We start from the raw sequence: 26,984 nt of genomic DNA on the forward strand, positions 1-26,984 counted from the left end.
CTTAACTAGCCAAGTGAGGCGATAGGATTTTGGCTAGTTAGGTATATAGGCCCCATATGAAGGGTGGCGTCAGGCGACCAGCGTCGCCTCGGTCTTGTCCTCGATCTCCTCGCGGGTGACGCCCTCGGCCATCTCCACGATCTTCAGCCCGCCCTCGACCACGTCGAACACGCCCAGGTTGGTGATGATCCGGTCCACGACGCCCGTGCCGGTCAGCGGCAGCGTGCATTCCTTCAGCAGCTTGCTCTCACCCGCCTTGTTGGCGTGGTCCATGATGACCACGACGCGCTTGACGCCGGCCACCAGGTCCATCGCGCCGCCCATGCCCTTCACCAGCTTGCCGGGGATCATCCAGTTGGCCAGGTCCCCGTTCTCCGCCACTTCCATCGCGCCCAGGATCGACAGGGCGATATGCCCGCCCCGGATCATCCCGAACGAGTCGGCGGAGGAGAAGTAGGAGGTCCGGTTCAACTCGGTGATCGTCTGCTTGCCCGCGTTGATCAGGTCCGCGTCGATCTCGTCCTCGGTGGGGAAGGGGCCCATGCCCAGCATCCCGTTCTCGGATTGCAGGGTGATGTCCACATCCTCGGGGATGTAGTTCGCCACCAGCGTCGGAATGCCGATGCCGAGGTTGACGTACATTCCGTCCTCGAGCTCCTGCGCCGCGCGCTCGGCCATCTGGTTGCGGTCCCATGCCATCGGCGTTCTCCCTTGCTGTTCCTACTCGATGGCTTCGCGCGCCTCGGCGGGAATGTCCAGCGTCACGATGGTCCCCACCACGTTGCGCGTCACGCTCAGCGTGGCGCCCAGCCCGTCGGTCAGCTGCTTCACGATCTTGCCGCCCAGGCTGTCCGAGTTGGGCCATTCCACGCCCTCGGGAATGCCCTTGCCGTCATCCTGGATCTGGACGCGCAGCACGCCGCTGCTCAGCGAGCGGCAGCGCACGTCGACCACGCCCGACTCCTTGCCGTCGAAGGCGTGCTGCATCGAGTTCGTCAGCACCTCCGACACGATCAGCCCGATGCGCACCGCCGTCTCCATCGGCACCATCACCTGCTCCATGTCGGAGTTCACGACGACCCCGCGCCGCCCGTCCAGATGCCCGATCGCGTTGGTCATCCGGCCCAGATACGCCCCCAGCGAGATCGCGCCCGCATTGTGTCCGGCATCCGAGCGGGTCATCTCCTCGTAGAGCAGTTGCAGGCTCTCCACCCGGCGCGCCAGCGTCCGGAAATGCCCTTCCGCGCCCGAGTTCTTCGCCTGCATGCGGATCATGCCGACGATCATGGCGAGGTGGTTCTTCACGCGATGCTGGATCTCCTGCATCGCCTCCATCGCGTCCGTGGCGATCTGCTCCTCGTCCGACTTGCGCGACTGCACGCCGAGGAAGAAGCTCAGATCTCCCTGCTCATCGTAGAGCGGCGCGATCATCAGCCGGTTCAGGAACCGCGTACCGTCCGCGGTGTAGTTGACGATATCGACGGTGCATTCCTCGCGCTCGGTGATGGCGCGGCTCAGCTTCTCGACCGTCTTCGCATCGGTCCGGTCCCCTTGCAGGAACCGGCAATTGCGCCCGATGGCTGCGGACTCGGAATAGCCCGTCACCTGCTCGAACGCGTTGTTGACGTAGACGATGGGATTGTCATCGAGATGCGGGTTCGTCAGCACGATCGCGAACGGCATCCGCGCCAGCGCCCGCGTGTCGATCCCGATATCATCCACAGATGCGACGGCACCCCTGCTTTCCGCCATGTCTCCCCGTCCCCCCGGTCTCGTTCGATCAGGCCGCGCGCACCGTGCGCTGCTCGATCCGCTTCTCGTGCTCGCCCTGGATGATCCGGTCCACGAAGATCCCGGGCGTGTGAATCATGTCGGGGTCGAGGCTGCCTGCCGGCACGATCTCCTCGACCTCCGCCACGCAGACCTTCCCGCAGGTGGCCGCGTTCGGATTGAAGTTGCGCGCAGTCTTGCGGTAGACGAGGTTCCCCGCCGTGTCGCCCTTCCACGCCTTGACGATTGCGAGGTCGGCGAAGATGCCGCGCTCCATGATATAGGTCTCGTCCGCGCCGTCCGGCCCGGTGGGGAAGTCCTTGTGCTCCTTCCCTTCGGCGATCACGGTGCCCACGCCCGTCTTGGTGTAGAAGCCGGGGATCCCCGCGCCGCCCGCGCGCATCCGCTCGGCCAGGGTGCCTTGCGGGTTGAACTCCAGCTCCAGCTCGCCCGACAGGTACTGGCGCATGAACTCCGCGTTCTCGCCCACATAGGACGAGATCATCTTCTTCACCTGGCGCGTCTCCAGCAGCACGCCCAGGCCGAACCCGTCCACGCCCGCATTGTTCGACGCGACGGTGAGGTCCTTCGTGCCCGCATCGCGGATGGCGGCGATCAGGTTCTCGGGGATCCCGCACAGGCCGAAACCGCCCGCGGCGATGAGCATCCCGTCGAACAGAACTCCGTCGAGGGCCGCGGCGGCCGTGTCGCAAACCTTGTTCGCCATGTAGAAAGTCCTTGTTTTGCAGTTGCGAAATTTGCCGTCTCGCAATCGTTACTGTCAAGATTGGTTAAAGTCACGCGATCACGCGGCAGGACGACTTGTCGCACGTCGCAATGCGTCCGTCGCCACCTCCGGCCGCTCCAGCGTCAACAGGTGCCCGCAGCCCTCGATCTTCGTCAGCGTCGCGTTCGTCAGCACCGCCGCCAGCCGGTCGTGCAGCTTGGGCGGGCAGATGCGATCCTCGGTACCGACCAGGATCTCCGTCGGGATCGCGCAGCCCTCCAGCGGCCCCAGCATGTCGCGCCGGGTGTCGAGCGCGCGGCACTGGCGGTGGTACAGATCGGCATCCGCCGCGTCCTGCATCTCCTCGACCTGCGGCATCAGCCGCTCGGCCACCTCCGTGTCATGGGCGAAGAACATCCTGGCGAAGGCCGTTGTGAACCGGCCCAGCCCATGTTCGCGCACCTCCTCCTGCCGTTCCGCGCGCCAGTCGGTCTCAATGTCGCGCGCTTGCGTCGGGTCGGTCGCCATCAGCGTGGCGGAGCGGACGCGCTCGGGCGCACGCGCCATCACCTCCATCGCCACCATGCCGCCCATCGACAGCCCCGCGATGTCGAACCGTTCGGGCGCCTCGGCCAGCAGCCGGCCGGCCATCGCGCCCAGATCGTCGTCGCGGGTCACGTCGGCGACGACCGCGTCGGGAAAGGCGTCGAGCTGCGGCGCGTAGAGCCGCCCGTCGCACAGGTGGCCGGGGATCAGGATCAGGGTCATGGGTGGGCGTTAACCTTTCAAAGGCGTCGGGCCAAGTGCCATACGCGTGCCATACGCATCGCAGACCGTGTCTTTCCGCGTTAACCAAGCGCTTCGGCCATCGCGTCGATCCGCGCGGCGATATGGGCCTGCATCTGCGCATCGGGCTGGTGCGCGGCGATCCGCAGTGCCAGCGGATCGGGCGCCGCGACCTCGCTCCGGGCCATCTCCGCCAGCACCGCGTGGCCGCAGAACGGCACGTGCACCTCGGAATATCCGCCCTCATGCGCCATCACCAGCCGCCCGTCGCACAGCTCCTCGGCCAGCTCCCGCACCATGCGGGTCATCGCGCCGAACGTGTCCGATCCGGCCAGCATCCGCGCCAGCGGATCGACCCCGCTCGCATCGTAACCACATGCGATGATTATGATTTCCGGCGCGAAGGCCCGCACCTGCGGCAGCACGATCCGCTCCATCGCGTGCAGGTAGCTCGCATGCCCCGACCCCGGCGGCAGCGGGATGTTGAGGTTGGCGACGGCGTCGGTCTCGAACCCGCCCGTCGCCCAGGGATAGTTGCCATCCTGATGGATCGAGACGGTCAACACGTTCGCATCTTCGGCGAAGATCGCCTCCGTCCCGTTGCCGTGGTGCACGTCCCAATCGATCACCGCGACCCGCCGCGCCAGCCCCGCCGCCTGCGCTTCCCGGATCGCCACGGCGATATTCGCCAACAAACAGAACCCCATAGGCCGATCGGGCAAACAATGATGCCCCGGCGGACGGCTCAGCGCATAGGCATTTTCGTGCCTGCCGCGCAGCACATCCTCGACCGCCTGCACGACCAGCCCCGCCGAGAGCGTGGCGATCTCGTAGCCGCCCGCGCCGAAGGGCGTCCGCTCCCCCAACTCACCGCCGCCCGCATCGGACAACTGTTTGAATTCCTGCAGATATTCGGCCGGATGCACCCGTCGCAGGGCCTCTTCACTCGCCTCGGGCGCACTCAGGATGGTCAACTCCCGCGCCAGACCCGTGACCTCAATCAGGTTGCGAAGCCGCCGTTTCGTCTCGGGATTTTCCGGCAGACCACCCGCCGCCAGCGGCTGCACCAGCCCGCCCACGGGCGCCGTCAGCGCGTAGTTTCCGCCCGAATGCCAGAAGCACCGCTCGTCACTGTAGAGCGCCGTCATCCATCCCCCCTCGCGCGGATTTGAGCGAAATGCCAACGATCGGTTCGGGAACCGAACGGAAGCTTGCGCTGTTGATCCACCGTTACACCCCTGTATGAGCGAGTAAACCCATGTCCCAGAATCTGTTTTCCCGCCGCGCCGCCCTGATGACCCTCGTCGGAGGCGCGCTCGCAGCACCCTCCATCGCCCGCGCGTCCACCGGTCCCGACTGGCGCCCCTACTTTTCCAATATCGACCGCGGCGGACTGCACGTCGCGACCAATGCCCGGCTGCTGACCTGGTGGTCGCCCGGCGCCATGCATTCCAAGGTGATGATGACCGCCGTTCCCCGGACCGAGGAGCTGACCCGCCGGGGCGAGACCGAGATCGTGCGCAAGGCCGCGGCTCCCAGCTGGGCGCCGACGCCCGACATGCTGGCGCGCGACCCGAACATCCAGCCGACGCCCGGCGGGTCGCCTAATAATCCGCTGGGCAGCCACGCGCTCTACTTCGACTGGACCTATTACGCGATCCACGGCACCAACAAGCCGAACTCGGTGGGCACCGCCGCCTCCTCGGGCTGCTTCCGCCTGCATGCCGCGGATATCGAGCATCTCTACTACTCGGTCGACGTCGGCACGCCCGTCGTCGTCAGCTAGTCGGTTTTCAACCGACCGGTTTTCAACCGACGGCATTTAGCCGACCAGCGGTTCCAGTTCCTCGGCCAAGGCGGTCACTTCGGTGGCCGCCTTTCCCTTGGGCTGAACCTCCGCCGCCGCCTTTCCGAGGCCGAAGGCCTGCTGGAACACCACCCGGTTGCCGAGCTGCGCCGCACAGACGGCCTCCCCGATCTCGGCCCGCGCCATGGCCTCCGCCTTCCCGGCGGGCGGCACGCGGTTCAGGACCACGCGCAGCGGCGTCTTCTCCTTCGCCGCCATCTCCACCACCGGCTCCAGCGCCCAGATATCCATCGGCGAGGACTGGGCCGGGGCCAGAACCAGATCACTGTCGCGGATGGTCGCGCGCAACAGGATGTCCGCCCCGCCGGGGCAATCGACCAGCACGATATCCGCCGTCCGCGCCGCCGAGCGGATCTCGGACGCCGCCTTCCAGTCGGCGCTCGCCCGGCACTCCATGTCGCCCCGCATCTTCGCCCACCGGGTCAAGGAGCCCTGCGGGTCGAGATCGATCAACGCCACGCGCCGCCCCGCCGCCTGCCAGTGATGGGCGAGTTGCACCAGCAGCGTCGTCTTGCCCGCGCCGCCCTTCTGCTGGGCGATGGTGATGATCTTCGCCATGTTGGGCCTCTCCTGCCATGCTGCACCTGCTCACGTTACGCGCCTCCGACGCTGCGTGAGAAGCGAAAACCACCTTGCCCCACCCTGCGAGCCTGCGAAACTGCCGGCAAAACGGGAGGGGACCATGGACGCGGACACCATCATCGTCGGGGCGGGCCTGTCGGGCATCTGCGCCTCGGCGCTCTGGCGACGGCAGCGTCCGCAGGACGGCGTCATAGTGCTGGAGGCGCGCGACGCCATCGGCGGCACCTGGGACTTCTTCCGCTATCCCGGCATCCGCTCGGACAGCGACATGCACACGCTGGGCTATTCCTTCCGCCCCTGGCTGGGGGAGAAGGCTATCACCGACGGCGCCTCGATCCGCGACTACATCCGCGCGACGGCGCGGGAGGAGGGGGTGGAGGACCTCATCCGCTACCGCCACGCGCTGACCGATGCCGACTGGCACGAAGACGACCAGCTCTGGCACCTGACGGTGGACACGCCCGAAGGCGCGCGGCACCTGACCTGCCGCTTCCTCGTTGGCTGCACCGGCTACTATGACTACGGCGAGGGCTACTGCCCGACCTTCGAGGGGGAGGGCGACTTCCCCGGCCCGATCCTGCACCCGCAGGCCTGGCCCGCGGATCTCGACTGGTCGGGCAAGCGCGTAGCCGTCATCGGCTCGGGCGCCACGGCGGTGACGCTGGTGCCGGAACTCGCGCGCGCGGCGGCCCACGTCACCATGATCCAGCGCACGCCGACCTTCGTGGCCGAGATGCCCGCCAGCGACGCGGTGGCCACGCGGCTGCAGAAGGTCCTGCCGCAGATGGCCGCGCACGGGGTCACGCGGTGGAAGAACATCCTGATGGGCATGGGCTTCTTCCAGGCCTCGCAGCGGATGCCGAAACTCGTGGGCGGATGGCTGTCGGGCAACGCGGCCAGGCGCTCGGGGCAGGAGGCGGAGCATTTTCATGCCCCCTACCGCCCGTGGGACCAGCGCCTGTGCCTCGCGCCCGATGGCGACATCTTCGACACGCTCGCCGCGGGGGACGCGAGCGTGCGCACCGGTGCCATCGCCCGCTTCACGCCCCGAGGCGTCGAAATGGCCGAGGGCGACACGATCGAGGCCGACATCATCGTCGTCGCCACCGGCCTGAAGCTCAAGATCGGCGGCGGCGCCGCCATCCGCCTCGACGGGGAGGCGCAGGAGCTGGCGGAGCTGACCAGCTACAAGGGCGCGATGCTGTCCAACGTCCCGAACCTGGTGCAGATGTTCGGCTACACCAATGCGAGCTGGACCCTGAAATGCGAGCTGATCGCGCGCTGGGCCATCCGCCTCGCCGACGCGATGGACGCGCGCGGCGCGACCTCCGCCCGCCCCGTCCCGCCGCCCGATCTGAAACGCGAACCTGCCGTGCCGCTGACCGCCGGGTATATCGAGCGGGCGCGCGGGCAACTGCCGCTGCAAGGCGACCGGCGGCCCTGGCGCATCCACCAGAACTACCTCAAGGACCGTTACGAATTCGGCCGCGCGCCCATCGACGATGGCACGATGGTGTTCAAAACACCTCCTCGAAATTCTGCATCGGCGGGTCCCGATGCAGATCGGGCCGCCTGAGGAAGGTGACGAGCAGCCAGAGGTTGAGTGCGGTGATGGTGGAGAAGATGAATATCGCGCCCGTATCGAACGTGGAAAGCACCAGTATCGCAAAACCGTGTGCTTGGATGAGTGCGAAATAGACCAGCATTGCCATGCGGTCCGATCGCGTGATGCGCCGACAGATGCTCGGAAGCAGGAAATAGGAGACGACGGTGAGCGTCATGATCGAGCCGAACACGACGGCGAAGATGACGAGGATCAGTTCTGCCGTGGGATCGCCGCCCGTCAGGTAGTCGTCGCCCTCAAACGGGTCGAAAATGCTGAAGATCCACCACCCCGACACCCCACCCACCACGTAGGCACAATACGCGATCAGCCCGATTTTCAGGCTGCCCATCAGTCCTCGGCGCGGCGGTAGCTGCCTTCGGGCAGGTCGAGCGCCGCCGCGAGGTCGCGCAGCTGCGCCGTGGTCAGCGCGATCACCTGCACCCGCCCCGTTCGAGGGTCGAGCTGTTCCAGCCGCGCGCCGTCGTCGAACAGGGTGATCGTGACATCCTCGACCGCCTCGTCCTCGTCGATCAGGGTGACGACCGTCGCGTCGAATTCGTGTTCGGAGGTAAACATGAAGGTGAGCCTAGCCCGCTTCGATCAGCCGCGAAAGGTCCGACCAGTCGAGCCGGATCGCCTCCACCGGCACCGGGAAGTCCGGATCCGGCCCGCGCCAGGTCTCGACGGCGCCCAAGGCGCGATAGAACCGATCGGCCGGGTCGTTCCCGGCCAGCAGGGTCAGCCACAGACCGGCACACCCCCAATCCCGCGCCTGCCGCGCGGCGCGCGCCAGCAGCGCCCGGCCCAGCCCGGTGCCGCGCGCCCCGGCCGCGACATGCAGCGCGTCGACATAGGCCGCATCGCCGTTCTCCACCGCGATGAACCCGTCGAGCCCTCCGCCGCTCTCCGCCACGAACAGCGCGGCCTCGGGCATCGTCGCCCACTTGTGCGCCAGCAGGTCCCGCGCTCCGCTCCCGAGATAGTCCTCCGGCAGCAACCCGCGATAGACCTCCTGCCAGCTCGCATCGTGCAGCGCCGCGATGGCGGGCAGATCCTCGGGACGGCCCGCCCGGATCACGCGCGCGTGCCCCACAGATCGTATTCGCTGGCCTCGTCCACAGTGACCGGCAGGATATCGCCCGGCGCCAGCCCCTCGAACCCCTCGTCGATGAACAGGTTGCCGTCGATCTCCGGCGCGTCGGCCTTGGTCCGGCAGACCGCGCCCTCGCCGTCCACCTCGTCCACGATCACGTCGAGCGTCGTTCCGACCTTGGCCGCCAGCTTCTCTGCACTGATGCGCTGGGCCACCTCCATGAAGCGGGCATAGCGCTCCTCCTTCACGTCCTCGGGCACATGGTCGGGCAGGGCGTTGGAGCGCGCCCCCGCGACGTTCTCGTATTTGAACGCCCCCACCCGGTCGAGCCGCGCCTCCTCCATCCAGTCCAGAAGATGCTGGAACTCGGCCTCGGTCTCGCCCGGATAGCCGACGATGAAGGTGGAGCGCAGCACGATCTCGGGGTTGATGCTCCGCCAGGCCGCGATCCGCTCCAGCGTCTTCGAGGATGCGGCAGGCCGGGCCATGCGCTTGAGCACATCCGGATGCGAGTGCTGGAACGGGATGTCGAGATAGGGCAGCACGCCGCTGTCGCCGCCCATCTGAGGGATCAGCGCATCGACATGCGGATAGGGGTAGACATAGTGCAGCCGCACCCAGGCCCCCAGCTTGCCCATCTCGCGCGCCAGATCCGTCATATGCGTGCGCACCTCGCCGCCCTTCCAAGGATGTAGATCGTGCTTCCGATCGACCCCATAGGCGGAGGTGTCCTGCGAGATCACGAGGATCTCCTTCACCCCGCTCTCCACCAGCTTCTCCGCCTCGCGCAGCACCGCGTGGGCCGGGCGCGACACCAGCCGCCCGCGCATGTCGGGGATGATGCAGAACCGGCACTTGTGATTGCAGCCTTCCGAGATCTTCAGATAGGCGAAATGCCGCGGCGTCAGCTTCAGCCCCGCGGGCGGCATCAGGTCGATGAACGGATCGGGAGAAGGCGGCACGGCGGCATGCACGGCGTCGAGCACCTGCTCGTATTGATGCGGGCCGGTCACGGCCAATACGCTGGGATGCGTGCCGCGGATATAGTCCTCCTCGGCCCCCAGACACCCGGTCACGATCACCTTGCCGTTCTCGCGCAGCGCCTCGCCGATCGCGTCGAGGCTCTCGGCCTTGGCACTGTCGAGGAAGCCGCAGGTGTTCACGATTACGCTGTCGGCCCCGGCATAGTCGCCGGTGATGGCATAGCCCTCGGCCCGCAGCCGCGTCAGGATGCGCTCGCTGTCGACCAGCGCCTTGGGACAGCCGAGCGAGACCATGCCGATGCGCGGCTGTCCGGGGCGCGCGTCGTCGCCGATGCGCGGCGCGGGCGCGAGGTCGGGGCGAAGGGAAGGCGGGTTCTGTGTCATGGCGCGGGCCTTAGCGCAGTTGCGCGCGCGGGGGAAGCGACGCCATCGCGGGGGACGCGGTTTCGCCCCGCCGCGTTCGCGCGCGGCAAAGCCGGCTGGGCGGGCGAGGATATTTGGCTCGAAGCAGAAGGGCTCTTTCGGATTGGCCGAAATACTCCCGCCGGAGGCGACCCACCCTCTGGTCGCGCGCATCGCCGATCCTATCTCGCCTTCCAGCCGCAGGAGGGCCCCATGAACAAATATGTCTCGATCACCACCGTCGCCGCGATCATCATCCTGATCATCATCTTCGTGGTCTGATCGGGCTTACTCCGTCAGCACCGTCGCGACACCGTATTCCTCGACCTCCTCGGGCAGCAGGTAATAGACCTCCTCGGGCGGGGTCTGGAGCGCGTGGGACTGCACGCGCGGGTCGACGCCCATCTCCGCCGTGTGGTCGAGGATCTGCCCCTGCAGCGCCTGGATCTGCCGCGCGGCCTCGGCCCCGGTGAGGAAACTCTGCCCCTCCATGAAGGACGCCTGGTGCATGCCCACCCAGGCCGCACGGCTGACCGTCCGCTCCACGCCCCCGAACAGGATCAGCGGACAGGCCGAGGCGCAAGCCGCATCCGGCGTCAGCAGCGTGTCGTATTCGGCTTCGCGCACCAGCTTGCCCATGCGCAGCGCCTCCTGCACCACCCCGCCGGGGGAGTGCAGCGCGATCGTGTCGATCTCCTCCCCGTCCAGCGCCGCCTCGAACCGGTCCGAGGTGCCGGGCGCGATGAAGCCCGACATCAGCATCACGCGGCCATGCTCCGCCGTGTCCTCGAAGGTGAAGGCCATGTCCTCCATCGTCGTGGGCAGGCGCACCGGCCCGCCCGGACGCCCCTCGCGCGAGGGCACGGTCGTGGGAAGATAGCGCCGCCGCTGATCGCCGGGGCTGGCCGGTTCGGTGATGGTGGGGGAGACCTCGCCGCCGCGGGGCCCGTAATACCAGTCGCGCGCATCGGCATAGAGCAGATAGCCCGCGATGCCGAGCTGGCCCATCAGCACCAGCCCCAGCACGCGCGGCAGCGGCACGCGGTTGGCCGTGGCGATCAGGCCCATCTCAGTCGCCGACCTTGCGGATCGGGGCCGGGGCGGGCGTGGCCGCCGTCGTCTCGCGCGGGCGCGCCCCTTCGATCCGGTCGAGCGCGCGCATCGCCGCCTCCAGATCGTCGAGCGTCATGCTGCGCGCCGGATCGCCCGAGCTTTCGCCCGCCCGGATCGCCGCCTGCGTGACGGCGAGGATCAGCACCAGCACCGCGGGCAGCAGGTCGATGGCGATGGCCCCGGCCCAGCTCGGCACGAAATTGCCCGCGTAGCGGATCACCGCATCGGCGGTGGAGATCGGGTTGTAGGTGGTCTCCTCCGGCTGCGGCAACGACTGCACGTCGCGCGCGGCCGCGCCCAGCGTCTCGCCCCGCGTCTCCAGCGCCTGCAACACGGAGGTGATCGTGGCGTTCTGCGCCGTGCGCACCTCGGAGGAGCGGTCGAGCTCGGGCAGCACGACCGAGGCCGACAGGTCGTTCGCCGCCCGCTCCACCAACGGCGCGACGCTGAGCTGGCGCAGCTCGGTGATGACGCCCGCAAGGCGCACGGACTGCTCGGCGAAGGCGACCGAGCGCTGTTCCACCGGGCCGGGTGCGACGATCAGCTCGCGCATCCGGCTCAGGATCTCGTTGCCCTGCTGGAAGGCCGCGTCGATCTGCGGCGACTGCGTCTCGATCAGCGTTTCCAGCTGCGTCAGCTCGTCCGATTTCTGCGTCAGCAGACGATAGACCGCGCCCTGACCGCCGACGCCCGACAGGTCGCCGGACGCCTCCTGCTGGCTGAGCGCCTCGAACCCGTCGCGGGCGCGGGCCACGTCGCGCGACAGGCCCTGCGCGGCCTGCGCATTGCCGTTCGCCCGTTCCAGCGCGCCCTGGTAGTCCTGCACGGTAACGGCGAGGTGCTGCTCCACCGCCGCCGATCCGGCCAGAGCCGCCGCGTTCAGCCAGGACGACATCGCGACGATGGCGAGGCTGCCCACGATTGTGGCGAGCGCCATGCCGATCCGCCCGCCCGCCCGCGTCATGCCCGGCAGGATGCGCAGGATGTAGGACCAGAACACGAAGATCCCGACCGACACCGCGATGGAATAGGCCATCGCCGCGAAGATCGACATCGCGCCCGTCTGCTCCAGGAGGCCCGAGACGCCGAGATAGGTGTAGATCCCCGACGCCACCGCCAGCACCCCCAGCGCCAGCGGGGTGAACGTGTCGAGCCAGCTCACATGGCCGCGCAGCTCGCGTGCGTTGCGCGCGCCCGCGCCGCCATCATCCGTGACCATCCCGTTCTCTCCTGCAAAGCCGATCCCAATGAAAATAGGCTCATCCGGGTCCGATTAAAGTCCGCACGGCCTGTACGTGCTGCATGCGCGTACTAAGACGAGACCCAGATACGCAGCTTGCCGCCGACCGGAGGGCCCCCATGGCCGAACCCGCACTCGAGACGTCCCCGCAGGACGAGGATGTCTATGCCCTGAACGCCGATCTGGTCGACTCGGTCCTGCGCGCCGTCGCGGAGGACGACCGCGACGCGCTGCTCGGCTACCTCGCCAACATGCACCCCGCCGACGTGGCGGACTTGCTCGAACAGATCGACACGTCCGAGCGGATCGCGCTGGTGAGTATGTGGGGCTCGGACATCTCCTCGGACGTGCTGGCGGAGCTGGAGGCCGGCGCCCGCGACGACGTGCTGGAGACGCTGAGTGCCGAGCAGCTGGGCGCTGCGGTCTCCGAACTCGACACCGACGACATGGTCTACCTGGTCGAGGATCTCGACGACGCACAGAAGGACGAGCTGCTCGACCAGCTCGACGACGCGGACCGGGTCGCGGTCGAGCAATCGCTGACCTATCCCGAATACTCCGCCGGTCGCCTGATGCAGCGCGACATGGTGACGGCCCCCGCGCACTGGACCGTGGGCGACGTGATCGACTTCATGCGCGCCTCCGACGACCTGCCCGAACAGTTCTACGACATCATCATCGTCGATCCCGCCATGCGCCCCATCGGTGAGGTGCGCTTGGGCAAGGTCATGGCCCACCCGCGCGGCATCCGCCTCGAACACCTGATGGAAAAGGACCTGCGCACCATCCCCGTCGACCAGCGGCAGGAGGACGTGGCCTACGCCTTCAACCAGTACCACATGATCCAGGCCCCCGTGGTGAACGAGGACGGGCGGCTCGTCGGCATCATCACCATCGACGACGCGATGGACGTGCTGGAAGACGAGGCCGAGGAGGACATGCGCCTGCTCGCCGGTGTCGGCGACGAGGAGATCTCCGACAGCACGATGGAGATCGTCAAGCAGCGCTTCCCCTGGCTGCTGGTCAATCTCGGCACCGCCATCGCGGCCTCCATCGTCATCTCGCTGTTTTCCTCGACCATCGAGGCGGTGGTGGCGCTCGCCGTGCTCATGCCCATCGTGGCGAGCATGGGCGGCAACGCCGCGACGCAGACCCTGACCGTCGCGGTGCGCGCGCTGGCGACTCGCGACCTGACCGGATCGAACGCCATGCGGGTCGTGCGGCGCGAGCTGGTGGCGGGCACGCTCAACGGCCTCGCCTTCGCGCTCATCATGGCCATCGTCGGCTATATCTGGTTCGGCTCGGTGATGCTGGGCGTGGTGCTCGCCATCGCGATGGTGGGCAACCTCGCGGTGGCGGGGCTTGCGGGCATCCTGATTCCCATCGGGCTGGGCCGCGCGGGGGCGGACCCCGCGCTGGCCTCCGGCACCTTCGTCACGACCGTCACGGACGTGGTCGGGTTCCTCTTGTTCCTCGGGCTCGGCTCGGCCCTGCTGCTCTGACCCGCCTCAGTCGTCCTTCAGCGGGTCGTGGCCCCAGTTCATCAGGCTGTAGCGCCAGTCGGAATGCTCAACGTCGTCCTTGGGACCGCCCTGGCTCTTGTGTCGCTTGATGTAGCCGACGACCTTGGCCATGTGGTCCCACTGGTCGTCGGTGATGTCGTCCTTGTTGGTGCGCTTGATCTTCACGATCCGGCGGCCGGACTTGTGGCCCGTGCTCTCGCCGCCGTCGCTGTCGCCCACGGATTTGCTCTCCTCGGTCTCCAGGAACTCCTCCAGCTCCTTGGGGGCCATGTTGACCAGGTCCCGCCACTCGTCCCAGATCTCGTCCCGGCTCTTGTCGCTCATGTCGTGTCTCCTTCCACTTCCTCAAGTCCGATGCCGACCCAGGCCGCGCCCGCGCACATCGCGGCGAAGGCGGCCAGCGTGACCTCCACCCCCGCCAGCGAGGCGAGCGCGCCGAACGCGCCCGAGGCCAGCAGGATCAATCCGATCACCGTGTTCGAGACGGCGGCGTAATCCGCGCGCCGATCCTCGGGCGCCATGTCGACGAGATAGGTCGAGCGGCCCTGCCGCACGCCGTGATAGGCGATCATCAGCAGGAACAGCACGCCCGGCGCGGCCAGCGCGTTGCCGAACAGCCCCGCCACCGACAGCGCGACGGCCAGCGCCAGCGCGCCCGCCCCGGCCAGCCCGGCGCGGATCAGCACCTTGCGCGACGATCTGTCGGCCAATCGCCCCCAGACATAGGAGGACACGAGCGATGCCAGCGCCGACGCGAGCACCAGCGCGCCCAGCGTGCCGAGCGCGTCCGACCCGCCCTCCGAGGCGAGGATCACGAGAAAGGGCGGCGCCAGCGCCGTCGCCGTCAGCAACCCGCGCGTGACGATGAACCGGACGAGCTGCGCATCCTCGCGCAGCAATGACAGTTGCGCGCGCAGGCTTTGCCGTTCGTCGTCGCCGGGGTTCGCCTCCTCCCACAGGGTCGAGAACAGCAGCGAGGCCGCGATCCACAATCCCGCGGCGAGGATGATCGCACCCGTCACCAGCACCATCCGCTCCCCGGCGCCCAGCATCAGCAGCAGCGCGAACAGGATCACGCCGCCCGCGCCGACCGAGCTTGCCGTGCCCGTCACCGTGCCGCGCCGCGCCTTGCCGACCGTGCGGCCCAGCACGTCCTTGTAGGAGACCGAGCAGACCGACCGCGCCAGCGCCAGCACCGCCAGCGCCGCGCAGATCGCGACGCCCGCCGTCGCGCCCTCCAGCGTCAGCGCCGCCAGCGCGATCGCCCCCGCGGCCAGTCCCTGCACCAGGCTGCCGCCCGCCCAGGCCCATTTGCGCCGTTTCATCCCGTGGATGGCCGACGCGGTGAACAGCTGCGGCAGCAGCGCCCCCGCCTCCCGGATCGGCACCAGCAGCCCGGTCAGCGCGGCAGGGGCCCCCAGCGCCGTCATCAGCCAGGACAGCACCAGCTTCGGATCGATCAGCCCGTCGGCGAGCTTCGTCATCGCGAGGCTGCCCGCGTGGCGGAAGAAGTTGGCGGGCTCGCGCGTCTCTTGCGCCTCCGACAGGTCGGTCGGGGCGTCGGGATCCTCGACGAGGCGTTCGAACAGGGATTCTTCAAAGGTCGTGGTCGGCATGAGGCACGTTCTAGCGCCGCGCCGCCCGGTTTCAGCGGCGGGGTGCCAAGATGCCACGGATCGCACGGGCCTTGTATCGCGCGGCGCCCTCGGCTATATGCTCCTCCAACAGCGACGGTCGGCCTCCACCCCCGACCTCACCGAAACGACGCGAACGGGCCGCTGGCCCGTTTTTTTGTGCCCGAATTTGCTGGAGAGTGCATGTCAGACCTGATCGCAAAGGCCGCGATGGACCGGCGCATCTACGACATCATCGCCCCGTCGGTCGAGGCGATGGGCTTCGAGATCGTGCGCGTGCGCTTCATGGGCGGCAAGACCAAGGTGGTGCAGATCATGGCCGAGAAGCCCGAGGGCGGGATCGAGGTCGACGACTGCGCCGAGATCTCCAACACCGTCTCCGCCCTGCTGGACGTCGAGGACCCGATCGAGAGCGAATACGCGCTCGAAGTCTCCTCCCCCGGCATCGACCGTCCGCTGACGCGGCTGAAGGATTTCGAGCGCTACGCGGGCTACGAGGCAAAGATCGAGACGGTGGAGCTGATCGACAACCGCCGCCGCTTTTCCGGTACGCTCCAGGGCGTCGAGGGCGGCGAGGTCCTGATCGAGATCGCCGAGGGCATCGTGGGCCTGCAATTCGACTGGCTGGCCGATGCCAAGCTGGTGCTGACGGACGAACTGGTGGCCGAGAGCCTGCGCGCGCGCGAGACACGGCTGGAAGGCTTCGACGAAATCATCGAGGAAGATGCCTCGACCGAGGAGGAGTAAGGACAATGGCAACGGTTGCTGCGAACAAGCTGGAACTGCTCCAGATCGCCGACGCGGTCGCGCGGGAGAAGATGATCGACCCCGGCCTCGTCATCGAGGCGCTGGAGGAAAGCTACTCCAAGGCGGCGAAGGCCCGCTACGGCGCCGATTACGACATCCGCGCCCATATCGACCGCAAGTCGGGCGATCTTGAGATGACCCGCGTGCGCACCGTGGTCGAGGAGGTCGAGGACCACTTCACCGAGCTCGACCTCGACGATGCGCGCGAGATCAAGGCCGACGCCCAGATCGGCGACGAGCTGACCGACCCGCTGCCGCCGATGGACTTCTCCCGCATCGGGGCGCAGTCGGCCAAGCAGGTCATCATGCAGCGCGTCCGCGAGGCGGAGCGTGAGCGTCAATACGAGGAATTCAAGGACCGCAAGGGCACCATCATCAACGGCCTGGTCAAGCGGACCGAATACGGCAACGTCATCGTCGACGTGGGCCGGGGCGAGGCGATCCTGCGCCGCGATCAGTTGATCCAGCGCGAGGCGTTCCGCAACGGCGACCGCATCCGCGCCTATATCAAGGACGTGCGGCTCGAACAGCGCGGCCCGCAGATCTTCCTGTCTCGCACCGCGCCCGAATTCATGGCCGAGCTCTTCAAGATGGAAGTGCCCGAGATCTACGACGGCGTCATCGAGATCAAGGCCGTGGCCCGCGATCCGGGCAGCCGCGCCAAGATCGGCGTCATCTCCTACGATTCGGGCGTCGATCCGGTCGGGGCCTGCGTCGGGATGCGCGGCAGCCGCGTGCAGGCCGTCGTCAACGAGCTCAACGGCGAGAAGATCGACATCATCCCCTGGCAAGACGACGCCGCGACCTTCCTCGTCAACGCGCTGCAGCCCGCCGAGGTGGCCAAGGTCGTGATGGACGAGGATGCGGGCCGCATCGAGGTCGTCGTGCCCGACGAGCAGCTGTCGCTGGCCATCGGCCGTCGCGGCCAGAACGTGCGCCTCGCCTCGCAGCTGACCGGCTGGGACATCGACATCATGACCGAGGCCGAGGAGAGCGAGCGCCGCCAGGCCGAATTCGCCGAACGCTCGGGCCTCTTCATGGAGGCGCTCGACGCCGACGAGATGGTCGCGCAGCTGCTGGTCTCCGAAGGCTTCACCTCGCTGGAGGAAGTCGCCTACGTGGAACTGGACGAGCTGACCGTCATCGACGGCTTCGACGAGGAAACGGCGGAGGAGCTTCAGGCCCGCGCGCGCGAGGCGCTCGACGCCATCAACGCCGCCGCGACCGAGAAGGCCCGCGAGATGGGCGTCGAGGACAGCCTCTTCGAGTTCGAGGGACTGACCCCGCAGATGATCGTCGCGCTGGCCGAGGACGACATCAAGACGCTCGAGGACTTCGCCCAATGCGCCGACTGGGAGCTGGCGGGCGGCTACACCACCATCGACGGCAAGCGCGTCAAGGATGACGGCCTGCTCGAACAGTTCGACGTCAGCTTGGAGGAAGCGCGCGAACTGGTGCTGACCGCACGCGTCCTCCTCGGCTACATCACGCCCGAGGAGCTGATGGCCCAGCAGGCCGGCGAGGAAGCCGACGGCGAGGGCGACGACGCGACCGAGGAGGTCGAGGGCTGATCCAGCCCTCGATGTCGGGAACCCGATGAGCCGGGGCGGACGCATCAAGGACCGCAGCGAGCCGGAACGCCGCTGCATCGCCACGGGGCTCTCGGGCCCCGTGGCGCCGCTTGTCCGCTTCGTGGCGGGGCCGGACGATACCGTCTTGCCCGATGTGGCGGGCAAGGCGCCGGGCCGCGGCATGTGGGTCAGCGCGGACCGCGCGGCGATCGCGCTCGCGGTGAAGAAGAAGTTGTTTTCGCGTGCTGCGAAACGTCAGGTCGCGGCACCGGACGACCTGCCCGATCTGGTCGAGGCGGCGCTGGCGCGGCGGCTGCAGGACATGCTGGCCCTTGCCAGGAAGGCCGGGCTTGCCCATATGGGTTATGACACGGTGCGCGCCCGGCTAAAATCCGGCCCCGTCGCCGCACTGATCGAGGCTTCGGACGGCTCTGCGGCGCAACGCGCCAAGCTTCGCCCGATGGCCGGGGACGCCCCCGTTATTTCCTGTCTTTCCGGGCACGAATTGGGTTTGGCATTCCGGCGTGATAATGTGATACATGCCGCGCTGGACGCGGGCGGTGTCACACAGAATGTCCTTCGGGAGGCGTCGCGGCTTTCCGGTCTTCGCCAGGTCGAAGCCGGAGCGCGGGGCCCCGAAGGTGTTGAATGAGGCATCCGCCGCGAGACGCGCGACGGGACGTGAGAAATTGGACGACGGGGCAGGGGCCTCGACGAGAAGGTCAGGGTAAGCATGAGCGACAATAACGGCAACGACGGCAAGGGACGCACCCCCGGTAACCGCAGCGGCGGAACCGAGACGAGCCGCGTCCGGCAGAGCTTCTCCCGCGGGCGGTCCAATTCCGTCGTCGTGGAGAAGAAGCGCAAGCGTGTCGTGGTGCCCAAGCCCGGTACGGCGGCCACCGCCGGTGCCAATGCCGCCAAGGTGCGGTCGGCACAGGGCGGCAAGGGCGGCGCGGCCGTCTCCGACAGCGAGATCGAACGTCGGCGCAAGGCGCTGATGGCCGCCAAGGCCTCCGAGGCCGAGCGGATCGCCAAGGAGAAGGAAGCCGAGGAACGCCGCAAGGCCGAGCTCGACCGCCTGCGCAACGAGAAGGAAGAGCGCGAGCGCGAGGAGGCCGAGGCCGCCGAACGCGCCAAGGCCGAGGCCGAGGCGAAGGCGATGCAGGAGGCCGAGGAGGCCAAGCGCAAGGCCGACGAGGAAGCCCGCGCCCGCAACAAGCCGCGCGGCAAGAAGGAGGAGAACGTCGTCTCCCCCGCCGACGCACCCGCGCCTCCGGGCGAGATGGACGGCCCGCGCCGCTCCGCCCCCGGTTCCGCGCCCAAGCGCGACGACCGCCGGCAGGAGCGTGAGAGCAAGGGCCGCACCGGCGGCGACAAGCGCCGTTCGGGCAAGCTCACCATCAACCAAGCCCTCGGCGAGGGCGGGCGTCAGAAGTCGATGGCCGCGATGCGCCGTCGCCAGGAACGCCAGATGCGCAAGGGCGGCGGCTCCAACGAACCGCGCGAGAAGGTCGTGCGCGACGTGAAGGTGCCCGAGGCCATCATGGTCTCCGAGCTCGCCAACCGCATGGCCGAGCGCGTGGCCTCCGTGGTGAAGGCGCTGATGCAGAACGGCATCATGGCCACCCAGAACCAGACCATCGACGCCGACACGGCGGAGCTGATCGTCGAGGAGTTCGGCCACAAGGTCGTCCGCGTCTCCGACGCCGATGTCGAGGACGTCATCACCACGGTCGAGGACAAGGCGGAGGACCTCAAGGCCCGCGCGCCCGTCATCACGATCATGGGCCATGTCGACCACGGCAAGACCTCGCTGCTCGACGCGATCCGCAAAACCAACGTGGTCTCGGGCGAGGCGGGCGGCATCACGCAGCATATCGGCGCCTACCAGATCAACACCGAGGACGGGACCAAGCTGACCTTCCTCGACACGCCGGGCCACGCGGCCTTCACGTCGATGCGGGCGCGCGGCGCGCAGGTGACGGACATCGTCATCCTCGTCGTCGCGGCGGACGATTCCGTCATGCCCCAGACCGTCGAGGCGATCCACCATGCCAAGGCGGCGGGCGTGCCGATGATCGTCGCGATCAACAAGATCGACCGCCCCGGCGCCGATCCGCAGAAGGTGCGCACGCAGCTCCTGCAGCATGAGATCGTGGTGGAGGCCATGTCGGGCGACGTGCTCGACGTGGAGGTCTCCGCCGTCACCGGCCAGGGCCTCGACACGCTGATCGAGAACATCGCCCTTCAGGCCGAGCTGCTGGAGCTCAAGGCCAACCCCGACCGCGCCGCCGACGGTGCGGTGATCGAGGCGCAGCTCGACGTGGGCCGCGGCCCCGTCGCCACCGTCCTCGTGCAGAACGGCACGCTCAAGCGCGGCGACATCTTCGTCGTGGGCGAGCAGTGGGGCAAGGTCCGCGCGCTCATCAACGACCAGGGTGAGCGGGTCGAGGAAGCCGGTCCGTCGGTTCCGGTCGAGGTCCTGGGCCTCAACGGCACGCCCGAGGCAGGCGACGTCCTGAACGTGGTCCCCGACGAGGGCCGCGCGCGCGAGATCGCCGAGTACCGCCAGCAGCTCGCCAAGGACAAGCGCGCCGCCGCCGGGGCCGCGACCACGCTCGACCAGCTTCTGGCCAAGGCCAAGGCGGACGAGAACGTGGCCGAGCTGCCCATCGTGGTGAAGGCCGACGTGCAGGGCTCCGCCGAGGCGATCGTGCAGGCGATGGAGAAGATCGGCAACGAGGAGGTGCGCGTCCGCGTGCTCCACTCCGGCGTCGGCGCCATCACCGAGAGCGACGTGACCCTGGCCGAGGCTTCGGGCGCGCCGATCATCGGCTTCAACGTCCGCGCCAACGCCCCCGCGCGCGAAAGCGCCAACCAGAAGGGGCTGGAGATCCGCTACTACTCGATCATCTACGATCTGGTGGATGACGTGAAGGCGGCGGCCTCGGGCCTCCTCTCCGCCGAAGTGCGCGAGACCTTCATCGGCTACGCCTCGATCAAGGAGGTCTTCAAGGTCTCCAACGTGGGCAAGGTCGCGGGCTGTGTCGTCACCGAAGGCGTCGCCCGCCGCTCCGCCGGCGTCCGCCTGCTGCGCGACAACGTGGTGATCCACGAAGGCACGCTGAAGACGCTCAAGCGCTTCAAGGACGAGGTCAAGGAAGTCCAGTCCGGCCAGGAATGCGGCATGGCCTTCGAGAATTACGAAGACATCCGCGAAGGCGACGTCATCGAGATCTTCGAAACCGAAGAGGTCGAACGGACGCTGTAAGGCGACCAGACCTGTTGGAAAGGAAAAAGCCCGCCAGAGATGGCGGGCTTTTTTGCTTGAACTCTGAGCGCTGGTAACTGTCTGCTAGAACGAGATCTTCATGCCGTTCGCCCGCATCCAGAGCCATCCTTTGAGGCCGCTGAAGGCGAGAAGCAGGCAGATCAGGGGCACGATCCAACCGAGAAGGATGTACCCATTGAAGCTCGAAAATGCTCCGTAGGTCATTGCATTCATGTAGGTCGCAGAAATATTCGTCACTAGAAAACCGACAAACAATATTAGTGCGAAAGGCACCCATGCTGCATGGCCGCTGCGCACCCGAAAGGCTAGGATGAACAATAGAACTGCTATCAACGCGGACAGTTTTGCCACTATGTAATTCGAGGTTTGTTCAGCGATCGAGTTCAATGCAAGTAAAGCAGCGTTCGCACCAATAACGAGAATAGGTAGGCCCGCCATTTTGATAGCCTCCATCGCGCTTTCTTCGTCGCTCACGGGTATCCAGTAACCAAAAAATCTGAACGAAGACATCTTTAGCTCTCTGCAAGGTCAAATGCTATCGCTCGATATTATCGCGCGCTTCGTCCAACCGATACAGCTTTTTTAGCGACAAGAGCGGGGAAGGCCGAGTGTGGCCAATGCTGCAATCAAGCCAAAGCCGCCGGGCAGTGCCCGACCGCCCGTCGCGCCGGAGGCGCGCCACCCAAAGGTGTGCGGGCGCTTTTGTGAGTTTGGATAGTCAAACGACCGTCCCACGGACTTGGCTGCCATAAAGTGCTCCCCACCACCGGTTGCAACGCCAACCCGCGGTCGGGCACTGCCCGGCCTACTCTCCCGCAAACCGCCGTTCCTGCGAAAGCACGAGCCTCGACCCGACACGCGCCAGAACCATCGCCCTCGCGCCTCACCCGTACCAATCCGGCATATCCGGATGATGATAGGTCCCGCCATATGCGACTCCGCATCGTTTGAGCGATACGACGATCGCGCCGGGCAGGTCCGTGCGGAACAGCGGTCGAAAGGCTTCGCTGCCATCGCCATGCAGATCGAAGGCGACGGCTCGATCGTCCTCTATGGCGATGATGGCAACCCAGGCGGCGTGCCACCCGACCCGGCCGATGATGGCCGATTGGGACCTGTCCCAGTCCACGAGACCGGCATCATGGGCTCGCAGATCATCCGCATCGTCGAGATGCCACCATCCACGATTTTCCGTCATCCCGTTCAGGCAGTCGATCGTCCGGGTCGAGACTTCGTCGCTCCCGAGGCCCTGCAGGGTGGCCGCGATCTCGGTGTTCAGGGGAACGACGTACTTGTGGATGTGCGGCACGACCATGATCGCAAGGACGACAAGCGCGATCGCGCCGATACGGGCTAGGAGTTTCATCGGCACAGCATCCCCGGCATCCGGCTGAAGATGACCTATGCACGCCTGATCGGCGCGCAAGCGCTTCGCAGGTGCCGGGCCATCCTAATCCTCGCCCTCACCGCATCCCTCCGCTAACCTCCCGGCAACCAGCCGGAGACCCCACCATGCGCCTCGCCCTCCTCCTCGCACTGACGCTCGCCAGCCCGCTCATGGCGCAGGAGCGTTACCTCACCCTCTTCGTCGGGTCCGAGCATTTCGGGGATGACACGCTCAACAACTTCAACCCCGGCCTCGGGATCGGCTGGCGCAGCGACGGCCCCTGGGGGCTGGAGCAGGCCTACGAGTTCGGGGTGTTCTACAACAGCTACGAGGAGGTCGCGCCGATCGGGATCTACTCCCTGTCGGCGGAGGTCGCGCGCCCGAGCGAGGACATTTCCCTGCGCGCGGGCGGCTTCGTCGGCGCGGCATACTACGACGCCCTGTCGGAGGTGCTGGAGGATCAGTACGGTCTGCCCAATATCGGCGGCGTGATCCCGATCCTCGGTGTGTCGGGGGCGCTGCGCTACCGCGACACCACCGACATGCGGCTGACGCTGGTGCCGCCGGGCGCGGGGGTGGATGCGATCGTGAACCTCAGCCTCGCGCGGCGGTTCTGAGGCGGCGTTAACCTTTCCGGGCGCGGCCCGTGTCGGGCCGACTGCCATACGCATGCCATACGCGTGCCATACGCATGGCAGACACCGGTTTTCGGCGGTGGCGCGAGGGTTAACGCCCCCGCGCCCACCCAGAGTTAGAGCTCTCAGGCCGCGTCGTCGCCGACCACGCCCCGCGCGATCTGGTCGGCCTCGATGCTCTCGAACAGGGCCTTGAAATTGCCCTCGCCGAAGCCGTCATCACCCTTGCGCTGGATGAACTCGAAGAAGATCGGCCCGATCACCGTCTTCGAGAAGATCTGCAACAGGATCCGCGTCTCTCCGCCATCCACGACCCCTTCGCCGTCGATCAGGATCCCGTGTTTCCTCAGCTTTTCCAAGGGCTCGTCGTGACCCTTCACCCTGTCGTGGCTCATCTCGAAATAGGTGTCGGGCGGCGGCGGCATGAAGCGGATGCCGTTGTCGTGGATCTGGTCGACGGAGGAATAGAGGTCCTCCGACCCCACCGCAATGTGCTGGATTCCTTCGCCATTGTACCGCTTGAGGTACTCGACGATCTGCCCCTTCTCGCCCCGGTCCTCGTTGATCGGGATGCGGATCTTGCCACAGGGCGAGGTCAGCGCGCGCGACAGCAGCCCCGTGTACTTCCCCTCGATGTCGAAGAACCGGATCTCGCGAAAATTGAAGCTGTCGCAATAGAACTTGAACCACGTGTCCATGTTCCCCTTCACGACGTTATGCGTCAGGTGGTCGAGATAGTGGAACCCGACGCCCTCGGGCTTCGGATCGCGCTCGCCGGTCCACTCGAACTCGGCATCGTAGGGGGAGCGGCCCGCATCGTAATCCTCGATGAAATAGAGCAGCGAGCCGCCGATCCCGATGACGGCGGGCGCGTCGATGCTCTTGCCGTCGCCGGTATATTCGGTTGCGCCCGTGTCGAGCGCCCGCTTCAGCGCCACCTCGGCATCCACCACGCGCCACGCCATCGCAGGGGCGCAAGGGCCGTGATCCTCGATGAACCGGGCGGCATGGCTGCCGGGCTCACGGTTCAGCAGGTAGTTGATGTCGCCCTGACGGTAGAGCGTGATGTCCTTCGTCTTGTGCTGCGCGACGGGCACGTAGCCCATGTTGCGGAACAGCTCGTCGAGCTTCTCCGGCTCGGGATGCGCGAACTCGACGAATTCGAAGCCGTCGGTGCCGGCGGGGTTCTTCTCGGAAATGGTCGCCTTCGGTGCGTCGTGCGGGAACGGTCCCATGAGATCCTCCTGAAATTGGCTTTGAAGGGAATCTAGGGCCTCTACGGTGCTATTTGCGCGCAAAGTTTTGCGTCTGAACGCTATATCCTGCGAGGATGACGCATGAATCAGCAAAAAGGCGCGCGATATGCTCGACGACAAGGACCGTGACCTCCTGAACCTGCTCCAGCAGAACGCTCGGCTGACCGCCCAGCAACTGGCCGAGCATCTGCATCTCAGCCCGTCGCAATGCGCCCGCAGGCGGCAGCGGCTGGAGGACGAGGGCTACGTCACCGGCTACCGCGCGACGGTGGATGCCGCGCGGATCGGGGCCACGGTCGAGGGTTTCGTGCAGATCACGATGGCCGCGCATAGCCGAGACAACGCCCGCGATTTCGTGCGGCTGACCGAGCGGACTGGCGCCATCGTCGGCGTGTGGACCCTGACCGGGGAGGCGGACTACATGCTGCGCGTCTTTTGCGCCGACCTCGCGGCCCTCAACGACCTGGTGCAGGAGGTGCTGCTGCCGCACCCGGCCGTGGCGCGGGTGCAGAGCCAGATCGTCATGGCGCGGCTGAAGGCGGATGCGCCGATCGAACCCTAGGCCTTCGCCAGCAGGGCCTGTTCGGCCTTGAGCCCGTCCATCAGCTTTTCGAGGAACTCGGTGCTCTTAGGGTTCTTCAACCGCCCCTCCTCGTCGAACGCGTCGTTCGCGCCCGCGATCGTGACCTCCGGCGCCAGAACGACTCGCGCGCGATGCGGGGTCAGCGCATGGCGCAGCGTGTATTGCGACCGCTCGCCGCCCGCCTTGCCTGCGGCACTCGACATGATGGCTGTCGGCATTCCGTTGAGCGGATTGCCGCCACGGATGATGCTGAGCCAGTCGAGCGCATTCTTCAGCAGGCCGGGGATCATCTTGTTGTATTCCGGCGTCGAGATAATGAGCGCATCGGCCGAGCGCAGCAATTCGGCCAGCGCCACGACGGCCTCGGGACCGTCGCCCTGGTTCAGGTCCTCGTTGACCAGCGGCAGGTTCAGGTCGGCCTCTGTGAATCGGTCGGGGGCGTAGAGCCGCGCGGCTTCCTGCATCAGCTTGGTATTGCTCGACTCGCGCCGGAGGGAGCCGGAAATGCCGACGAGATGGGTCATGGGATATGTCCTTCTTGGTCCGGGTGCGCAGATAGTCCGCGCCACGGGCGCGACAAACGGGCAAATCGTCCCTCTGCATGTTGTGGTGTGAATCGCTATCGATCCCCACATCCTGCGGTTGCGCTTGACTCGGATGCCCCCCGGCGGGACCATCGCGCCAAACGGAATCGAGGCACGGCTTGCAGTTCACCAAACTCAGACTTCTGGGCTTCAAGAGTTTCGTCGACCCGACGGAGCTGGTGATCTCCGACGGGCTGACCGGCGTGGTCGGGCCGAACGGTTGCGGGAAATCCAACCTGCTCGAAGCGCTGCGCTGGGTGATGGGGGAGAACCGCCCGACGGCCATGCGCGGCGCGGGGATGGAGGACGTGATCTTCGCCGGGGCCGCCTCGCGCCCCGCCCGGAACTATGCCGAGGTGACGCTGACGCTCGACAATACCGAGCGGTTGGCCCCGGCGGGCTTCAACGACAACGATCGCATCGAGATCGTGCGCCGGATCACGCGCGACGCCGGGTCGGCCTTCAAGACCAATGGCAACGACACCCGCGCGCGCGACGTGCAGATGCTGTTCGCCGATGCCTCCACCGGCTCGCACTCGCCTGCGCTGGTGCGGCAGGGGCAGATCTCGGAACTCATCAACGCCAAGCCCAAGGCGCGGCGGCGAATTCTGGAGGAGGCGGCGGGCATTTCCGGCCTCTACCAACGGCGGCACGAGGCGGAGCTGAAGCTGAAGGCCACGGCGGCCAATCTGGAGAGGGTGGACGATGTGCTCGGCCAGCTCGACGCGCGGCTCGGCAACCTCGCGCGGCAGGCCCGGCAGGCCGCGCGTTACCGCGAGATCGCACAGGAGCTGCGGCAGGCGGAGGCCTTGCTGCTCTATCGTCGCTGGCGCGAAGCGGATGCCGCATTGGCGCAGGCCGAGGCACGGCTGACCGAGGCCACCGCCGCCGCCGCCCGCGCGCAAGGGGAGGCCGCAGCCGCCAGCCGCACCCGTGCCGAGGCCGCCGATGCGCTGCCGCCCCTGCGGGAGGAGGAGGCGATCGCGGGTGCCGTATTACAACGCCTGACGGTGGAGCGCGACGCCCTGCGCGACCGGGAGCACCGCGCGCGGCGCGCCATCGAGCGGCTCGAGCAGAATATCGCCCAGCTCAACCGCGATATGGAGCGGGAGGGCCAGCTCAACCGCGACGCGGGCGAGACCATCGAGCGGCTCGAATGGGAGCAATCGGCGCTGCGACAGGCCGGGGCAGGGCACGAGGATGTGCTGGCCGCCGCGCAGTCCGAGGCGACCGAGGCCGCCGCGTCCCTGCGCGGGGCGGAGGAGACGTTGGATCGTCTGGCCGAGGACGCCGCCCGCCTCGCCGCCCGCCACCAGGCCAGCGCGCGGCGACTTCAGGAGGCGGCGAGCCAGCATGCGAAGGCCATGGCCGAGCGGGACAAGGCGGCTCAAGCCACGGAGCAGGTGACGCGCGACCTCGACGCTGCCGCGACGCGCCTGACCGAGGCCCGCACGGCTCAGGAGGCCACCACCGCGACCGCCGCCGAGGCCGAGACCCGGCTCGAGGCTGCCGAGACCGCCCGTGCCGCCGCCCAGACCGG

At 67.4% G+C, this 26,984-nt stretch carries 28 protein-coding genes; 10 read left to right on the plus strand and 18 right to left on the minus strand.

The window, feature by feature from the left end; all coding sequences use genetic code 11:
* Positions 1-69 precede the first annotated feature (69 nt).
* From RX333_RS16085 to RX333_RS16105, 5 genes are all read right to left on the minus strand, one after another.
* The gene (locus RX333_RS16085; RefSeq protein ID WP_316015977.1) at positions 70-699 is read right to left on the minus strand and encodes a CoA transferase subunit B; all 630 of its coding nucleotides are present in this window, start codon (positions 697-699) and stop codon (positions 70-72) included.
* 21 nt (positions 700-720) lie between these two features.
* Positions 721-1,722, minus strand: coding sequence for a sensor histidine kinase (locus tag RX333_RS16090; RefSeq protein WP_316015978.1), 1,002 nt, complete (start codon positions 1,720-1,722; stop codon positions 721-723).
* Positions 1,723-1,780: 58 nt separating this feature from the next.
* Positions 1,781-2,497 (minus strand): CoA transferase subunit A, encoded by a 717-nt coding sequence (locus tag RX333_RS16095; protein ID WP_316015979.1) that lies wholly within the window; start codon positions 2,495-2,497, stop codon positions 1,781-1,783.
* A gap of 78 nt (positions 2,498-2,575) precedes the next feature.
* Complete coding sequence (locus RX333_RS16100) at positions 2,576-3,265, minus strand: alpha/beta fold hydrolase (protein ID WP_316015980.1); 690 nt, start codon at positions 3,263-3,265, stop codon at positions 2,576-2,578.
* Positions 3,266-3,345: 80 nt separating this feature from the next.
* Positions 3,346-4,431, minus strand: a complete 1,086-nt coding sequence (locus RX333_RS16105) for a class II histone deacetylase (RefSeq protein WP_316015981.1) — start codon at positions 4,429-4,431, stop codon at positions 3,346-3,348.
* Between the two features lie 110 nt (positions 4,432-4,541).
* Here RX333_RS16105 and RX333_RS16110 point away from each other — a divergent pair, with 110 nt between their 5' ends.
* Positions 4,542-5,069, plus strand: coding sequence for a L,D-transpeptidase (locus RX333_RS16110; RefSeq protein ID WP_316015982.1), 528 nt, complete (start codon positions 4,542-4,544; stop codon positions 5,067-5,069).
* A gap of 36 nt (positions 5,070-5,105) precedes the next feature.
* Here RX333_RS16110 and RX333_RS16115 read toward each other — a convergent pair whose 3' ends face one another.
* Positions 5,106-5,708: a ParA family protein gene (locus tag RX333_RS16115; protein WP_316015983.1), complete on the minus strand. Its 603-nt coding sequence runs from the start codon at positions 5,706-5,708 to the stop codon at positions 5,106-5,108.
* Positions 5,709-5,832: 124 nt separating this feature from the next.
* On the opposite strand from RX333_RS16115, the gene RX333_RS16120 reads away from it, so the two are divergent.
* Positions 5,833-7,308: an NAD(P)/FAD-dependent oxidoreductase gene (locus RX333_RS16120; protein ID WP_316015984.1), complete on the plus strand. Its 1,476-nt coding sequence runs from the start codon at positions 5,833-5,835 to the stop codon at positions 7,306-7,308.
* Here the strand turns inward: RX333_RS16120 and RX333_RS16125 are convergent.
* From RX333_RS16125 to RX333_RS16150, 6 genes are all read right to left on the minus strand, one after another.
* Complete coding sequence (locus tag RX333_RS16125; RefSeq protein ID WP_316015985.1) at positions 7,250-7,687, minus strand: hypothetical protein; 438 nt, start codon at positions 7,685-7,687, stop codon at positions 7,250-7,252. The two genes, RX333_RS16120 and RX333_RS16125, sit on opposite strands and share 59 nt — an antisense overlap.
* A complete protein-coding gene (locus RX333_RS16130; protein ID WP_316015986.1) occupies positions 7,687-7,914 on the minus strand; it encodes a hypothetical protein in 228 nt (75 codons plus the stop codon). Before RX333_RS16130 ends, RX333_RS16125 begins: the two co-directional genes overlap by 1 nt.
* Before the next feature lie 10 nt (positions 7,915-7,924).
* On the minus strand, positions 7,925-8,431 hold the full coding sequence (locus RX333_RS16135) for a GNAT family N-acetyltransferase (protein ID WP_316015987.1): 507 nt from the start codon (positions 8,429-8,431) through the stop codon (positions 7,925-7,927).
* Positions 8,413-9,798 carry a 30S ribosomal protein S12 methylthiotransferase RimO gene (rimO, locus tag RX333_RS16140; RefSeq protein WP_316015988.1) on the minus strand — a complete coding sequence of 462 codons (1,386 nt, stop codon included), beginning with the start codon at positions 9,796-9,798 and terminating at the stop codon, positions 8,413-8,415. Before rimO ends, RX333_RS16135 begins: the two co-directional genes overlap by 19 nt.
* A 306-nt stretch (positions 9,799-10,104) precedes the next feature.
* A complete protein-coding gene (locus RX333_RS16145) occupies positions 10,105-10,884 on the minus strand; it encodes a hypothetical protein (protein WP_316015989.1) in 780 nt (259 codons plus the stop codon).
* A gap of 1 nt (position 10,885) precedes the next feature.
* Positions 10,886-12,148: a hypothetical protein gene (locus tag RX333_RS16150; RefSeq protein ID WP_316015990.1), complete on the minus strand. Its 1,263-nt coding sequence runs from the start codon at positions 12,146-12,148 to the stop codon at positions 10,886-10,888.
* 140 nt (positions 12,149-12,288) lie between these two features.
* Here RX333_RS16150 and mgtE point away from each other — a divergent pair, with 140 nt between their 5' ends.
* Positions 12,289-13,671 (plus strand): magnesium transporter, encoded by a 1,383-nt coding sequence (gene mgtE / locus RX333_RS16155; RefSeq protein ID WP_316015991.1) that lies wholly within the window; start codon positions 12,289-12,291, stop codon positions 13,669-13,671.
* Positions 13,672-13,677: 6 nt separating this feature from the next.
* Here mgtE and RX333_RS16160 read toward each other — a convergent pair whose 3' ends face one another.
* Positions 13,678-14,016 (minus strand): DUF3140 domain-containing protein, encoded by a 339-nt coding sequence (locus RX333_RS16160; RefSeq protein WP_316015992.1) that lies wholly within the window; start codon positions 14,014-14,016, stop codon positions 13,678-13,680.
* Complete coding sequence (locus tag RX333_RS16165) at positions 14,013-15,308, minus strand: MFS transporter (protein ID WP_316015993.1); 1,296 nt, start codon at positions 15,306-15,308, stop codon at positions 14,013-14,015. Before RX333_RS16165 ends, RX333_RS16160 begins: the two co-directional genes overlap by 4 nt.
* A gap of 201 nt (positions 15,309-15,509) precedes the next feature.
* Here RX333_RS16165 and rimP point away from each other — a divergent pair, with 201 nt between their 5' ends.
* The 4 genes from rimP to infB all read left to right on the plus strand — a co-directional run bounded on the left by rimP (position 15,510) and on the right by infB (position 20,978).
* Positions 15,510-16,073, plus strand: a complete 564-nt coding sequence (gene rimP, locus RX333_RS16170; protein ID WP_316015994.1) for a ribosome maturation factor RimP — start codon at positions 15,510-15,512, stop codon at positions 16,071-16,073.
* 5 nt (positions 16,074-16,078) lie between these two features.
* The gene (nusA, locus tag RX333_RS16175; RefSeq protein ID WP_316015995.1) at positions 16,079-17,704 is read left to right on the plus strand and encodes a transcription termination factor NusA; all 1,626 of its coding nucleotides are present in this window, start codon (positions 16,079-16,081) and stop codon (positions 17,702-17,704) included.
* 25 nt (positions 17,705-17,729) lie between these two features.
* Entirely contained in the window at positions 17,730-18,356 is a 627-nt protein-coding gene (locus RX333_RS16180; protein ID WP_316015996.1) for an RNA-binding protein, read from the plus strand.
* Between the two features lie 81 nt (positions 18,357-18,437).
* On the plus strand, positions 18,438-20,978 hold the full coding sequence (infB, locus tag RX333_RS16185) for a translation initiation factor IF-2 (protein WP_316015997.1): 2,541 nt from the start codon (positions 18,438-18,440) through the stop codon (positions 20,976-20,978).
* 84 nt (positions 20,979-21,062) lie between these two features.
* Here infB and RX333_RS16190 read toward each other — a convergent pair whose 3' ends face one another.
* Positions 21,063-21,473 (minus strand): hypothetical protein, encoded by a 411-nt coding sequence (locus RX333_RS16190; protein WP_316015998.1) that lies wholly within the window; start codon positions 21,471-21,473, stop codon positions 21,063-21,065.
* A 409-nt stretch (positions 21,474-21,882) separates the two neighbouring features.
* Entirely contained in the window at positions 21,883-22,425 is a 543-nt protein-coding gene (locus tag RX333_RS16195; protein WP_316015999.1) for a hypothetical protein, read from the minus strand.
* An 86-nt stretch (positions 22,426-22,511) separates the two neighbouring features.
* On the opposite strand from RX333_RS16195, the gene RX333_RS16200 reads away from it, so the two are divergent.
* Positions 22,512-23,003 (plus strand): hypothetical protein, encoded by a 492-nt coding sequence (locus tag RX333_RS16200; protein ID WP_316016000.1) that lies wholly within the window; start codon positions 22,512-22,514, stop codon positions 23,001-23,003.
* Positions 23,004-23,146: 143 nt separating this feature from the next.
* Here RX333_RS16200 and hppD read toward each other — a convergent pair whose 3' ends face one another.
* Positions 23,147-24,256: a 4-hydroxyphenylpyruvate dioxygenase gene (gene hppD, locus RX333_RS16205; RefSeq protein WP_316016001.1), complete on the minus strand. Its 1,110-nt coding sequence runs from the start codon at positions 24,254-24,256 to the stop codon at positions 23,147-23,149.
* Positions 24,257-24,383: 127 nt separating this feature from the next.
* Between hppD and RX333_RS16210 the strand changes: the two genes are divergently transcribed.
* Positions 24,384-24,839 carry an Lrp/AsnC family transcriptional regulator gene (locus tag RX333_RS16210; RefSeq protein ID WP_316016002.1) on the plus strand — a complete coding sequence of 152 codons (456 nt, stop codon included), beginning with the start codon at positions 24,384-24,386 and terminating at the stop codon, positions 24,837-24,839.
* On the opposite strand, the gene RX333_RS16215 is transcribed toward RX333_RS16210, so the two are convergent.
* Positions 24,836-25,384, minus strand: a complete 549-nt coding sequence (locus RX333_RS16215) for an NAD(P)H-dependent oxidoreductase (protein WP_316016003.1) — start codon at positions 25,382-25,384, stop codon at positions 24,836-24,838. The genes RX333_RS16210 and RX333_RS16215 overlap by 4 nt on opposite strands.
* Before the next feature lie 179 nt (positions 25,385-25,563).
* On the opposite strand from RX333_RS16215, the gene RX333_RS16220 reads away from it, so the two are divergent.
* The coding region (locus RX333_RS16220; RefSeq protein ID WP_316016004.1) for an AAA family ATPase at positions 25,564-26,984 on the plus strand (1,421 nt) is incomplete at its 3' end.

It is taken from the genome of Roseobacter sp. HKCCA0434, assembly GCF_032464675.1.
Classification (GTDB): domain Bacteria; phylum Pseudomonadota; class Alphaproteobacteria; order Rhodobacterales; family Rhodobacteraceae; genus Pontivivens.

Excerpts from the sequence above, each read along its gene's own strand:
- RX333_RS16105 (WP_316015981.1), bottom strand. The coding sequence starts at position 4,431 with ATGACGGCGCTCTACAGTGACGAGCGGTGCTTCTGGCATTCGGGCGGA.
- RX333_RS16100 (WP_316015980.1), bottom strand. The coding sequence starts at position 3,265 with ATGACCCTGATCCTGATCCCCGGCCACCTGTGCGACGGGCGGCTCTAC.
- RX333_RS16125 (WP_316015985.1), bottom strand. The coding sequence starts at position 7,687 with ATGGGCAGCCTGAAAATCGGGCTGATCGCGTATTGTGCCTACGTGGTG.
- RX333_RS16110 (WP_316015982.1), top strand. The coding sequence starts at position 4,542 with ATGTCCCAGAATCTGTTTTCCCGCCGCGCCGCCCTGATGACCCTCGTC.
- nusA (WP_316015995.1), top strand. The coding sequence starts at position 16,079 with ATGGCAACGGTTGCTGCGAACAAGCTGGAACTGCTCCAGATCGCCGAC.
- rimP (WP_316015994.1), top strand. The coding sequence starts at position 15,510 with ATGTCAGACCTGATCGCAAAGGCCGCGATGGACCGGCGCATCTACGAC.
- RX333_RS16215 (WP_316016003.1), bottom strand. The coding sequence starts at position 25,384 with ATGACCCATCTCGTCGGCATTTCCGGCTCCCTCCGGCGCGAGTCGAGC.
- RX333_RS16210 (WP_316016002.1), top strand. The coding sequence starts at position 24,384 with ATGCTCGACGACAAGGACCGTGACCTCCTGAACCTGCTCCAGCAGAAC.
- RX333_RS16095 (WP_316015979.1), bottom strand. The coding sequence starts at position 2,497 with ATGGCGAACAAGGTTTGCGACACGGCCGCCGCGGCCCTCGACGGAGTT.
- RX333_RS16150 (WP_316015990.1), bottom strand. The coding sequence starts at position 12,148 with ATGGTCACGGATGATGGCGGCGCGGGCGCGCGCAACGCACGCGAGCTG.
- rimO (WP_316015988.1), bottom strand. The coding sequence starts at position 9,798 with ATGACACAGAACCCGCCTTCCCTTCGCCCCGACCTCGCGCCCGCGCCG.
- RX333_RS16130 (WP_316015986.1), bottom strand. The coding sequence starts at position 7,914 with ATGTTTACCTCCGAACACGAATTCGACGCGACGGTCGTCACCCTGATC.
- infB (WP_316015997.1), top strand. The coding sequence starts at position 18,438 with ATGAGCGACAATAACGGCAACGACGGCAAGGGACGCACCCCCGGTAAC.
- RX333_RS16115 (WP_316015983.1), bottom strand. The coding sequence starts at position 5,708 with ATGGCGAAGATCATCACCATCGCCCAGCAGAAGGGCGGCGCGGGCAAG.
- RX333_RS16200 (WP_316016000.1), top strand. The coding sequence starts at position 22,512 with ATGCGCCTCGCCCTCCTCCTCGCACTGACGCTCGCCAGCCCGCTCATG.
- RX333_RS16165 (WP_316015993.1), bottom strand. The coding sequence starts at position 15,308 with ATGCCGACCACGACCTTTGAAGAATCCCTGTTCGAACGCCTCGTCGAG.
- hppD (WP_316016001.1), bottom strand. The coding sequence starts at position 24,256 with ATGGGACCGTTCCCGCACGACGCACCGAAGGCGACCATTTCCGAGAAG.
- mgtE (WP_316015991.1), top strand. The coding sequence starts at position 12,289 with ATGGCCGAACCCGCACTCGAGACGTCCCCGCAGGACGAGGATGTCTAT.
- RX333_RS16120 (WP_316015984.1), top strand. The coding sequence starts at position 5,833 with ATGGACGCGGACACCATCATCGTCGGGGCGGGCCTGTCGGGCATCTGC.
- RX333_RS16085 (WP_316015977.1), bottom strand. The coding sequence starts at position 699 with ATGGCATGGGACCGCAACCAGATGGCCGAGCGCGCGGCGCAGGAGCTC.
- RX333_RS16180 (WP_316015996.1), top strand. The coding sequence starts at position 17,730 with ATGAGCCGGGGCGGACGCATCAAGGACCGCAGCGAGCCGGAACGCCGC.
- RX333_RS16145 (WP_316015989.1), bottom strand. The coding sequence starts at position 10,884 with ATGGGCCTGATCGCCACGGCCAACCGCGTGCCGCTGCCGCGCGTGCTG.
- RX333_RS16160 (WP_316015992.1), bottom strand. The coding sequence starts at position 14,016 with ATGAGCGACAAGAGCCGGGACGAGATCTGGGACGAGTGGCGGGACCTG.